This window comes from Amycolatopsis sp. NPDC021455 (assembly GCF_040640995.1).
Classification (GTDB): domain Bacteria; phylum Actinomycetota; class Actinomycetes; order Mycobacteriales; family Pseudonocardiaceae; genus Amycolatopsis.
On the sequence record NZ_JBFACT010000034.1, the window covers coordinates 80,434 to 91,723 of the forward strand.

The 11,290-nt window shown below is 71.5% G+C and carries 10 protein-coding genes; 7 read left to right on the plus strand and 3 right to left on the minus strand.

Annotated elements, in window-relative coordinates:
* Positions 1 to 11 precede the first annotated feature (11 nt).
* From AB0G28_RS30455 to AB0G28_RS30485, 7 genes are all read left to right on the plus strand, one after another.
* Positions 12 to 1,613, plus strand: coding sequence for an FAD-binding protein (locus AB0G28_RS30455; RefSeq protein ID WP_361096573.1), 1,602 nt, complete (start codon positions 12 to 14; stop codon positions 1,611 to 1,613).
* 33 nt (positions 1,614 to 1,646) lie between these two features.
* The gene (gene hsaA / locus AB0G28_RS30460; protein WP_361096576.1) at positions 1,647 to 2,810 is read left to right on the plus strand and encodes a 3-hydroxy-9,10-secoandrosta-1,3,5(10)-triene-9,17-dione monooxygenase oxygenase subunit; all 1,164 of its coding nucleotides are present in this window, start codon (positions 1,647 to 1,649) and stop codon (positions 2,808 to 2,810) included.
* Positions 2,810 to 3,655 carry a 4,5:9,10-diseco-3-hydroxy-5,9,17-trioxoandrosta-1(10),2-diene-4-oate hydrolase gene (gene hsaD, locus AB0G28_RS30465; RefSeq protein WP_361096579.1) on the plus strand — a complete coding sequence of 282 codons (846 nt, stop codon included), beginning with the start codon at positions 2,810 to 2,812 and terminating at the stop codon, positions 3,653 to 3,655. The genes hsaA and hsaD overlap by 1 nt, the downstream gene beginning before the upstream one ends.
* Positions 3,655 to 4,569 (plus strand): iron-dependent extradiol dioxygenase HsaC, encoded by a 915-nt coding sequence (gene hsaC / locus AB0G28_RS30470; RefSeq protein ID WP_361096582.1) that lies wholly within the window; start codon positions 3,655 to 3,657, stop codon positions 4,567 to 4,569. Before hsaD ends, hsaC begins: the two co-directional genes overlap by 1 nt.
* Positions 4,566 to 5,105 (plus strand): 3-hydroxy-9,10-secoandrosta-1,3,5(10)-triene-9,17-dione monooxygenase reductase subunit, encoded by a 540-nt coding sequence (gene hsaB, locus AB0G28_RS30475; RefSeq protein ID WP_361096585.1) that lies wholly within the window; start codon positions 4,566 to 4,568, stop codon positions 5,103 to 5,105. The genes hsaC and hsaB overlap by 4 nt, the downstream gene beginning before the upstream one ends.
* Before the next feature lie 133 nt (positions 5,106 to 5,238).
* Positions 5,239 to 5,838: a hypothetical protein gene (locus AB0G28_RS30480; RefSeq protein WP_361096588.1), complete on the plus strand. Its 600-nt coding sequence runs from the start codon at positions 5,239 to 5,241 to the stop codon at positions 5,836 to 5,838.
* Positions 5,839 to 5,880: 42 nt separating this feature from the next.
* Positions 5,881 to 8,604 carry a transcriptional regulator gene (locus AB0G28_RS30485; protein ID WP_361096591.1) on the plus strand — a complete coding sequence of 908 codons (2,724 nt, stop codon included), beginning with the start codon at positions 5,881 to 5,883 and terminating at the stop codon, positions 8,602 to 8,604.
* Positions 8,605 to 8,608: 4 nt separating this feature from the next.
* Here the strand turns inward: AB0G28_RS30485 and AB0G28_RS30490 are convergent, their stop codons facing one another.
* The 3 genes from AB0G28_RS30490 to AB0G28_RS30500 form a co-directional block, all read right to left on the minus strand.
* Entirely contained in the window at positions 8,609 to 8,863 is a 255-nt protein-coding gene (locus AB0G28_RS30490) for a Smr/MutS family protein (RefSeq protein WP_003092780.1), read from the minus strand.
* A 142-nt stretch (positions 8,864 to 9,005) separates the two neighbouring features.
* Positions 9,006 to 10,067 carry an MBL fold metallo-hydrolase gene (locus AB0G28_RS30495; RefSeq protein WP_361096594.1) on the minus strand — a complete coding sequence of 354 codons (1,062 nt, stop codon included), beginning with the start codon at positions 10,065 to 10,067 and terminating at the stop codon, positions 9,006 to 9,008.
* A 9-nt stretch (positions 10,068 to 10,076) separates the two neighbouring features.
* On the minus strand, positions 10,077 to 11,093 hold the full coding sequence (locus tag AB0G28_RS30500; protein ID WP_361096597.1) for an acyl-CoA desaturase: 1,017 nt from the start codon (positions 11,091 to 11,093) through the stop codon (positions 10,077 to 10,079).
* Between the last annotated feature and the right edge of the window lie 197 nt (positions 11,094 to 11,290).

Below are 11,290 nucleotides of genomic sequence, written 5' to 3' on the forward strand. Positions count from 1 at the left end.
GGGTAGCCACCATGGACGCACTCGTCGCGGACGTGGTCATCGTGGGGTTCGGGGCGGCCGGCGCCTGTGCCGCCCTCGAAGCGGCCGACGCGGGCGCCGACGTCATCATCGTCGAGCGCTTCGCCGGGGGAGGAGCCAGCGCGGTCAGCGGTGGTGTCGTCTACGCCGGCGGCGGCACCCGCCAGCAGCTCGACGCGGGCGTCGACGACTCCGTCGACGCGATGTACGCCTATCTGCGGCTCGAAACCGGCGACGTCGTCTCCGAGAAGACGCTGCGCCGGTTCTGCGAAGGCAGCCGGGAGATGATCACCTGGCTGGAGGACAACGGCGTGCCGTTCGAAGGCAGCCTTTGCCCGTACAAGACGTCGTACCCCAGCGACGACCACTACCTGTACTACTCCGGAAGCGAGTCCGCCGGCGGGTTCCGCGACGCGGCGAAGCCCGCCCCGCGCGGCCACCGCGTCAAAGGCCCCGGGACCTCGGGGAAGATGCTGATGGCCCGGCTCAAGGCGGCCGTGCGCGCCCGTGGCATCCGCGTGCTGACGCAGACGACCGCCCGGACCCTGATCCGCGACGGCGAAGGCCGCGTCACCGGGCTCGTCGCCGACACCCTTAGCGACGCGCCCGCGGGCGTGCGCGCTCAGCACCAGCGCTTCGCCCAGTACGCGGCGAAGCCCGGGATCTACATCCCGTCGCTGCGCAAGTCGCTGCACCGCCGGGTCGAGCGCTTCGAGCGCGCGCACGGCCGTGAGCTGCGGATTTCCGCCCGGCGCGGGGTCGTGCTCGCCGCGGGCGGGTTCATCGCCGACCGCGAGATGGTGCGTGAGCACGCCCCCGCCTACCGCGGCGGGCTGCCGCTCGGCACGTCCGCCGACAACGGCTCGGGCATCCGGATGGGCGTCGAAGCCGGCGGGGCGACCGGTGAGCTGGGCCGGATCTCCGCCTGGCGGTTCGTCACGCCGCCCAGCGCGTTCCTCGGCGGGATCATCGTCGACGCCGAAGGGCGGCGGGTCATCGACGAATCCCGCTACGGCGCCGCGGTCGGGGAAAAGCTCATCGAGGAGCACGAGAGCAAGGGCTGGCTGCTCGTCGACGCGCCGATCGTGGCCGAAGCGCGCCGGGACGGGCGCAAGCAAAGCCAGTGGTTCCAATGGCTTCAGCTGCGGTACCTGCTGCGCCGCGGCCGGGTCGTCGGCGCGACGCTGGGCGAGGTCGCGCGCAAGGCCGGGATCGCGCTCGAGGGGCTCAAGGCGAGCGTCGAGGCCTACCACGGCAGCGTGGACCCGATGGGCAAGCCCGCCGAGTTCGTGCGGCGGCTGGAGAACCCGCCGTTCTCGCTCATCGACATCTCGGTGCGGCCGAACCTCGGCTACCCCACGCCGATGCTCACCCTCGGCGGCCTGGTCGTCGACGAGGAGACGGGCGCGGTGCGGAGCACGGCGGGGCGGCCGATCCCGGGGCTGTACGCGGCCGGCCGCACCGCCGTGGGAATCTGTTCCAGGTCCTACGTGAGCGGTCTTTCGCTGGCCGACTGCGTCTTTTCCGGCCGCAGGGCGGGGATCAACAGTGCCCTGGCGCAGGGCGTTCTCGACAAAAACGAGAACGTGTTCTAGTCTTGGCGCAGTGAGCCAGAGAGAGGACTGCGCATGAGCGAGCAGGTGATCGCCGGGGTCCGGGACCTCCTGCCGGTCCTGCGGGAACGGGCCCAGGACACCGAGGACGCGCGGCGCGTCCCCGAGGAGTCCGTCAAGGCCCTGCAGGAGACCGGGTTCTTCAAGCTGCTGCAGCCGAAGCTCCACGGGGGCTTCGAAGCCGACCCGACGAGCTTCTACACCGCGGTCAAGCTGATCGCGAGCGCGTGCGGGTCCACCGGCTGGGTCGCCTCCATCGTCGGCGTCCACCCGTGGCACGTGGCCCTGTTCGACGCGCAGGCGCAGCAGGAGGTCTGGGGCGAGGACCAGGACGTGCGGATCTCCTCGTCGTACGCGCCGATGGGCAAGGCCGAGGTCGTCGAGGGCGGCTACCGCCTCTCGGGCCGGTGGAGCTTCTCCTCCGGGTCCGACCACTGCACGTGGGTGCTGCTCGGGGGACCCGCGTTCAAGGACGGCAAGCCGGTCGACTTCTGTACTTACCTCCTGCCGATCGCCGACTACTCCATTGTGGACGTCTGGGACACGATCGGCCTGCGCGGCACCGGCTCGAACGACATCGTCGTCGAGGACGTCTTCGTGCCGCAGCACCGGGCTCTCAGCTTCATCGCGACGTCGAAGTGCAAGGTGCCCGGCCAGGCCGTGAACCCCGGCCCGCTGTACCGGCTGCCGTACGGTTCGGTGCACCCGACCACGATCACCGCGCCGATCATCGGCATGGCCCAGGGTGCCTACGACGCGCACGTCGAGCACCAGCGCAAGCGCGTCCGGGCCGCGTACGCCGGTGAACAGTCCAAAGAGGACCCGTTCGCCAAGGTGCGGATCGCCGAGGCGGCCAGCGAGATCGACGCCGCCTGGCTGCAGCTGACGCGCAACATCGAAGAGCTGTACGAACTCGCCAAGCGCGAGGAGCGGCTGCCCGCGGACCTGCGGCTGCGCGTCCGGCGCGACCAGGTGCGCGGCACCGAACGCGCGATCGCCGCGATCGACCGGCTCTTCGAGAACTCCGGCGGCCGCGCGATCCAGCGGGGGACGCCGATCCAGCGCTTCTGGCGCGACGCGCACGCGGGCCGCGTCCACGCGGCCAACGACGCCGAACGCGCGTACGTCATGTACGGCACCGGCGCCTTCGGGCTGCCCGTCGAGAACGCGATGTACTGATGGCCGCTCCCGAAGGCAAGTACGTCCAGGCCGGTTCGCTGAAGCTGCACTACCACGAAGCCGGCGCCGAACACGCCGAGACGGTGATCCTGCTGCACGGCGGCGGGCCCGGCGCGTCGGCGTGGAGCAACTTCGGCCGCAACCTGCCGGAGTTCGCCAAGCACTACCGGACGATCGCCGTCGACCAGCCCGGCTTCGGGCGGTCCGACAAGCCGACCGAGCACCCGCAGTACTTCCGGCACAGCGCGGACGCCGTCGCCGGCCTGATGGACGCCCTGGGCATCGAACGCGCCCACTTCGTCGGCAACTCCCTCGGCGGCGGTGCGGCGGTGCGGTTCGCGTTGAACCACGGCAAGCGGGCCGGGCGGCTGGTCCTGATGGGGCCGGGCGGGCTGAGCGTCAACCTGTTCGCCCCCGATCCGACCGAAGGCGTCAAGAACCTCGGGCGGTTCGCCGCCAAGCCGTCGCGCGAGCGGATGGAAGCGTTCCTGCGGGTCATGGTCCACGACCAGAACCTGATCACCGACGAGCTGATCGACGAACGCTTCGCCGCCGCGAACACCCCCGAGTCGCTCGCCGCCATGCGGGCGATGGGGATGTCGTTCGCGCAGCCCGACACGTACGAAGAAGGCATGCTCTGGCGCGAAGCCCACCGCTTGCGCCAGCGTGTCCTGCTGATCTGGGGCCGCGAGGACCGCGTCAACCCGCTGGACGGCGCGCTGGTGGCCTTGAAGACGATTCCGCGCGCGCAGCTGCACGTGTTCGGCGGCTGCGGGCACTGGGCCCAGCTGGAGAAGTTCGACGAGTTCAACCGGCTGGCCCTCGACTTCCTCGGGAGTTCCTGATGGGCATCCGGTCACTGGGCTACCTCCGCATCGAAGCCACCGACATGGCGGCCTGGCGGGAGTACGGCCTCAAGGTGCTCGGCATGGTGGAAGGCAGCGGCACCAACCCGGACGCGCTCTACCTGCGCATGGACGACTTCCCCGCGCGGCTGGTGGTCTCCCCGGGTGACGCGGACCGGCTGGCCGTCACCGGCTGGGAGGTCGCGAACGCCGGCGAGCTGGCCGAGCTCCGGTCGCGTTTGGACAGTGCGTCGGTGCCGTACAAGGAAGGCACGCCCGACGAGCTGGCCGACCGCCGCGTCGACGAGCTGATCAGCTTCGACGACCCGTCCGGCAACACCCAGGAGGTGTTCCACGGCGTCGCGCTGCAGCACCGGCGCGTGGTCAGCCCGTACGGCCACAAGTTCGTCACCGGCGAGCAGGGCCTCGGCCACGTCGTCTTGTCCACCAAGGACGACGAGGCGTCGCTGCGGTTCTACCGTGATGTCCTCGGCTTCCGGCTGCGCGACTCGATGCGCCTGCCGCCGCAGCTGGTCGGCCGGCCCGCCGACGGCCCGCCCGCGTGGCTGCGGTTCTTCGGCTGCAACCCGCGCCACCACAGCCTGGCGTTCCTGCCGATGCCGACGCCGAGCGGGATCGTGCACCTGATGGTCGAGGTGGAGAACACCGACGACGTCGGCCTGTGCCTCGACCGCGCGATCCGGCGGAAGGTGCCGATGTCGGCCACCCTAGGCCGGCACGTCAACGACCTGATGCTGTCCTTCTACATGAAGACCCCCGGCGGCTTCGACGTCGAGTTCGGCTGCGAAGGCCGTCAGGTCGACGACGACAACTGGATCGCGCGCGAAAGCACCGCGGTTTCGCTGTGGGGCCACGACTTCTCGGTCGGCGCGCGGCCGCCCGGCGCGTCATGACGTCCGTGGCGGTCGACCAGACCGAGTTCCGCAGCGTCCTCGGGCACTTCTGCACGGGCGTCACGGTGGTCACCGGCCGCCACGGCGACACCCTCGCCGGGTTCGCCTGCCAGTCGTTCGCGGCGCTGTCGCTCGACCCGCCGCTGGTGCTGTTCTGCCCGGCTCGCACCTCGCGGACGTGGCCGGTGCTCGCCGCGGCCGGCCGGTTCGCGGTCAACGTGCTGGCCGAGGACCAGCAGGAGGTCAGCGCGGTGTTCGGCGCCCGCGGCGAGGACAAGTTCGCCCGCTTCGGCTGGACGCCCGCGCCGTCCGGGGCGCCGCTGCTCGACGGCGCGCTGACCTGGATCGACTGCTCCTTGGAAGCCGTCCACGAAGCCGGTGACCACTACGTCGTCATCGGCCGGGTCACCGCACTCGGCGCGCCGTCGGACGCGCGGCCGCTGCTGTTCCACCGCGGCCGGTACGCCGTCACCGAGCCGGCCCGCGACGCGCTCTCGGCGTTGATGCCGTGGCCGCGTCCCGACGACTGGCTGTGACCGGCGGTTGACGCTTCCGAGTGGTTGTGCACGGTTTCACAGGTGGGCCTCGTCCCATTCACCAGAGAAAGCCAAGCCCGGCGCGCACACTGTTACCGAGAAGACATCTTCGGCGGACAGGAGTGAGTCGCGCATGCGTGGGCCCAGCGGACGGATCGCCCGGTTCCGGCGCCGGTTGCACCCCGGCCGCAACCCGATCGCGCGCGCGGGAGACCGCGTCGAAGCCCTCCTGCTCATGCTGGTGGTCGCCGGCGCGCTCCTGGCCGTGCCGTTCGCCGCGGCGTTCGGCTCGGACACCTACGCCGCGCAGACCACCCGGGCGCAGGAGGAACGCACGACCCGCCACCCGGCGACGGCCGTTTCGCTGACCGCGGCGTCCGGGCAGACCTACGGCACCGACGGTGCCGGCGCCCCGGCCGACCAGACGACGGTCGAGGCCGCCTGGTTCGACGCGCGCGGCGCCCGCCACACCGGCGAGGTCCTCGCCGACGCGGGCAGCCCGGCGGGCACCCGCGTGTCCGTGTGGCTGGACCAGCACGGCGAGCTGACCAGCGAGCCCCTGTCGCCGTCGGCTTCGGCGGCCGACGGCGTCTTCGCGGCGATCCTGCTGTGGGTCGCCGTCACCGGCGCGCTGGCGGGGCTTTACGGCGCCGTCCGGTTCGTCGTGAGCCGGTTCCACGCGGCGGCCTGGGACCGGGCCTGGGCGCAGGCCCGGCACGACAGCCGTTTCTGATTCGCCCGTTCGGACCGCCGCGGTCCGCTAATCTTCCCATCCGTGACCGCTCCGCGACCGGCTCATCCCGTTGCCCGGCATGCTCTTCCCGACGAGCTGGTCGAAGAGCTGCGTGACCGGCTCCCCGCCTTGGCGGAGCGGGTGCTCGACGACCTCGTGCCGCAGCTCACCCACGACCTCTCGGAGACCCAGCTCGGTGTCCTGCGGGCCGACGTCGTCAAGCGGGTGGCCGCGGACGGGGTGGCCCTGCTCAGCGACACCAACAACGAGATCGCCCAGCTGAGGCGCGCTCGCACGGCTCTCGCCGCGCACGAGAATCCCGCGGGGCCCGTCGCCCGTCCCGATCCCCGGGACAAGCTCGCGCACGCGGCGATCGGTGTCGCGCTCTGGCTGGGGATGATCTTCCCGCTCCTCTTCTGGCAGCTGCTCCGGACACCCTGGAGCTCCAGCGGCCACTTCTGGGTGTCGGCGGCCGTGGTGGTGGCGGGCTTCGCCGCACTTCGCCCTGCCTATGTGGCTGTGCAGCGGGCGGGGCGTCGGCTGACCGGCGTACCGGCCCGCGGCGGCGCGGGCTGGCCCCTGGTCACCGGCTTCGCCTCGGTGTACCTGCTGCTCCTCTGGCGGTTGTGGACGTCGTCGGTCGAAGGCATGGGCTCGGTCCTGGCGTGGGGGCTCTGGATCATCGCGGGTGTGCTGACCTTCGTGCTGTCCTTCTTCGCCTACATCGCGGCCAACGAGCCCGCGCAAGAGGACCTGAAGGCCTACACCATCCCGGGCCCGGTCGTCGGCCGGGAGATCCGCGTCATGCTCGCCGCGTACGTCCTGACGGCTCTGGCGCTGACCGTGCCGGTGCCGGGCCCGGACTGGGTGCGGTGGCTGTCCGCGGACGCGGTGTCCCTCTTGGCGATGGTCCTCGGCGGTCCGCTGGTGCTCGGGCTGTCCCGGGACGTGACCCGGCGCGGCAGCCGGGAGTGGGTCCGGCAGCGGGACCGGCTGCGCGGCGAGCGGGAAGCCGCCGAAGAGGCGTGGTGGGCCGCGGCCGAGGAGACCGTCCGGCAGCGGGTCTTCCACCACGTCAACGCGATGCTCAACCCGCCGTTCAGCACGACGTTGCCCGCCTACGACCGCGGCGTCCTCGGCCAGATGCGCACGAGCAAGCCGATCGTCCGCAAGACCGCCGGCGGCCTGCGGCTGGAGCTGGTCCTGGCCGGCATCAGCGGGGGCGCGGTCGGCGTGGCCGGCCCCCGCGGCGCGGGCAAGTCGACGTGGCTCGAGGCGTTCCGCGACCGCCGTCTCCTCGACGTGGACAGCGCGCACATCGCATTGCTCGAAAGCGTGCCGGTGCGCTACGACGTGCGGGAATTCGTGCTGTACCTGTACGCGCGGATGTGCGCCGCGGTGGTCGCGTTCTGCGACGAGCGCGGCGCGGGCGCGGACGGGCAGCCGAGCCCGTGGCCGGCCTGGCGCGCCCGGCTCCGGCGCTGGTGGCCGTTCGCCGCGGTCGTCGTGGCCTGGCTCGCCCTGGGCCTGGCGGGCTCGTTGTCGTTGCGCGATCCCAAGATCGACCTCAGGTCGTGGTTCGCGTCCCTGTGGTGGCCCGTCGTTTCCCTGCTCGCCGCGGGGACACTGCTCGCCGTGGCCGCGCGCCGGCGTTCGACGGCGTCGCCCACGCCGCTGCCGGACCGGCCGCGCGAACCCGCGCCCGCCGGTGGCCTGCCCGCGCTGCGGCGGCTGGCGGTGGACCGGCTCGAGGAGATCGAGTTCCAGCAGAAGCACACCGCGGGCTGGTCGGGGAAGGTCGGCGGGCTGGGCGGGGCCGAAGTCGGGCTCAGCGGTTCGCGCGAGGTGACCCGGCAGCCGCGGACCTACCCGCAGATCGTCCGCGACTTCAGCGACTTCCTCGCCTCGACCGTCAAGTACCTGGCCGAAGAGCCCAAGGTGGCCACGCCGTCGGTGGTGATCATCCTCGACGAGCTGGACAAGATCGCTTCGCCGGAGGCCGCCCATGACTTCGTCAACGAGCTCAAGGCGCTCGTCGACCTGGGCGTGCCGGGGTTCCTGCTGCTCGTCTCGGTGTCGGAGGACGCCCTCGCGTCGTTCGAACGGCGGGGGCTCCCGGTGCGGGACGCCTTCGACAGCGCCTTCGACGTGATCCTGCGGCTGGAGTACCTCACCCTCGCCGAAGCGCGGCAGGTGCTGAACAACCGCATCCTGACCCTGCCGGAACCGTTCGCGTGCCTGTGCCACTGCCTGGCGGGCGGGCTGCCGCGCGAGCTGATCCGGGTGGCCCGGCAGGTGATCGGCGAGAGCGGCTCGCTGCCGGACGTCGCCCGCCGCCTGGTCGGCGAGGACCTGCGGAACAAACGCGGCGCGCTGCGCACGGTGATCGCCCGCGGCACGGACGACGACGTCGTCGTGAGCGAGTTGGTCCGGCACATCGACGCCCACGGCGTCGCCGACCCGGAGGTGCTGCTTCGCGCGGTGCGGCGGCCGCCGGTCACCGCCACGGAGAAGGAGCTGGCCACCCTGCGGCGGCTGCAGCTGGAGACCCTCGGGTACCTCTACTACCTGGGCACGGTCCTCGAGGTGTTCGGCGCGGAGTTCAGCCCGGCGGACCTCGAGCGCGGCCGCGGGGAGGGCGACGCGTCGTTCGACACCCTCAGCTCGGTGCGCCAGCTGTTCGCCGTCAACGCCCGGCTGGCCTGGCTGACGGTCGGCGCGTTCCGCGAGGCGTGGGGGCTCGAGGCCGTCCCCCCGCCCGGCTGAGCCGTCACTTCCAGCGGAAGTGCACGAACACGCGGCCGAAGTTGTCCTTGTCCTTTTCGACCCGGTGGTACAGCGCCTTGACGTCCTTGCGCTCGAGGAACCGCAGGACGTGCTTCTTCAGCTGACCGGAGCCCTTGCCGGGAATGATCTCGACGAGCGGCGCCTTCTTCGCGACGGCCTCGTCGATGATCGCCCGCAGGGCCCGGTCGATCTCGCCGCCGCGGTTGTAGATGTCGTGGAGGTCCAGCTTCAGCTTCACACGCCCTCCCGGGCTCGAGCGGCCGACACGCGTGATTGAACCGCCGACACGCGTGATTGAAGGGTCGACACGAGCGCACCGCGTCGTGTCGTCGCCCCGATCACGCGTGTCGGCGCCCTGATCACGCGTGTCGACCCTGGGGTTACAGCGCCTGCCACCAGCCGTCGACCTCCGGGGGCGCCGCCACGTCGATGCGCTCGCCCGGGCGGGGGATCGCCAGCGGGAGGTCGGCCTCCTTCGCCTCGCTCCAGACTCGGTCCGCCGGCTCGCCCCACGGGTGCATGGCCAGCTGGAACGTCGCCCAGTGCACCGGGACCAGCAGCTTCGCCCGTACGTCGAGGCCCGCCGCGACGCCTTCCTCCGGGGTCATGTGGATGTCCGGCCAGTGCGGGGCGTACGCGCCGACCTGGATCAGGGCCGCGTCGAACGGGCCGTGCTCCGCGCCGGTCGCCGCGAACCCGTCGAAATACCCCGTGTCGCCGCTGTAGAACACCCGGTGCGAGGGGCCCAGCAGCGCCCACGACGTCCACAGCGTGTCGTCGTTCGTGATGCCGCGGCCGGAGAAGTGCTGGGCCGGCGTCGCGACGAACCGGACGCCCGCCACCGTCGCCTCTTCGTGCCAGTCCAGCTCGATGATCCGTTCAGCGGGGACGCGCCAGCGTTCCAGGTGCGCGCTCACGCCGAGCGGCACGAGGAAGGGCGCTTCGGAGGAGCTGACCAGCTCGCGGATCGTCGCCAGGTCCAGGTGGTCGTAGTGGTCGTGCGAAATCACCACCGCGTCGATCCGGCCGAGCGCGGACAGCGGCACCGGCGGCTCGTGCAGCCGCCGCGGGCCGGCGAACGCGGCGGGGGACACCCGGTCGCTCCACACCGGGTCGAGCAGCACGCGGGCGCCGTCGAGCTCCACGAGCGTCGACGCGTGGCCGTACCAGGTCAGGTACAGGCCGTCGGCCGCGAGCACCGGCTCCGCCGCGACCAGCGGCACCGGGCGGGCGGGTTTGCGCAGCTCGCGGTGCTCGCCGAAGAACATCTCGCGGAAGATGGTCCGCATCGCCGCCGCGGTCATCGGGTGCCGCGGGGCGACGTTGCGGAACACCTTGCCGTCGAACTGCGGCGACGAGCGGACCCGCTCGGCTCGCGCCCCGGTGGCCTTCGCGCCGAACGCCATCGGCAGGTCACGCAGAGCCGCGATCGTCTTCCTCATACCCCGAGTCTACGAACGCTTCCTGAGAGGGGCCCCAGCTTCGTGCAGGTGGGTGAGCGCCTGCCGGTAGGACTCGACGAGGCTCGTCTGCAGGTACGGGATGCCCAGCTCGGCGCAGTAGGCCTGGACGATCGGCTGCGCCCGCCGCAGGTGCGGCGACGGCATGCTCGGGAACAGGTGGTGCTCGATCTGGTAGTTGAGCCCGCCGAGGGCGACGTCGGTGACGACGCCGCCGCGGACGTTGCGGGAGGTCAGCACCTGCTTGCGGAGGAAGTCGAGCTCGGTCCGCCCGGTCAGCGTCGGCATGCCCTTGTGGTTGGGGGCGAAGATCGATCCCATGTAGACACCCCAGAGTCCCTGGTGGACGGCGAAGAACAGCAGGGCCATGCCGGGACTGAGAACCGTGATCAGCGCGCTGAAGTAGACAACGAAGTGCGCGGCGAGCAACGCCGCTTCGAGACCGCGGCGGCGCAGGCCCGGCTTGCGGACCGCGCGGATGCCGGACCAGTGCAGGTTCAGCCCTTCGAGGGTGAGCAGCGGGAAGAACAGGAACGCCTGGTACCGCCCGATGAACCGGGGGACACCCCGGCTGGCGTGGGCCTGGTCCTTCGACCACACGAGGATGTCCGGGTCGACGTCCGGGTCGAGCTCCTCGTGGTTCGGGTTGGCGTGGTGGCGGGTGTGCTTGTCCATCCACCAGCCGTAGCTCATCCCGATCCCGAGGTTGCCGAACAGCAGCCCGGCGAGCTCGGCCGGCCGTCGTCGCCGGAACACCTGCTTGTGCGCGAGATCGTGGGAGAGCAACGCGATCTGCCCGAACATGACGGCCTGGAACGCGGCGACGGCGAGCTGCCACCACGAGTTCCCGAGCAGCGCGAAGGCGACCCAGCCGGCGGCGGACAACCCGGTGACGACGGCGATCCGGGCGGTGTAGTAGCCGGGACGGCGTGCCATCAGCCCGGCGGCGGAGATGCGGTGGCTCAGCCGGGCGAAGTCGCTGCCGACGAGGTTCTCTGTCGTGGTCACCCACCCGAGTCTTCGCGCCGGCCGTCCGTGCCGGAATCCTGCGCGCTCCAGGCCTTTTCCGGGGGCCAGCCCTACCGGCCGCGCTGGTATACGAGCGCCCCAATGTGGCGTTGGTTGCGTCCAACGCACCCAATGTGGCGTTCGGTGCGTCAGACGCACCACAAAAACAAAATACGTTGTTTATGATAATTAAAAAT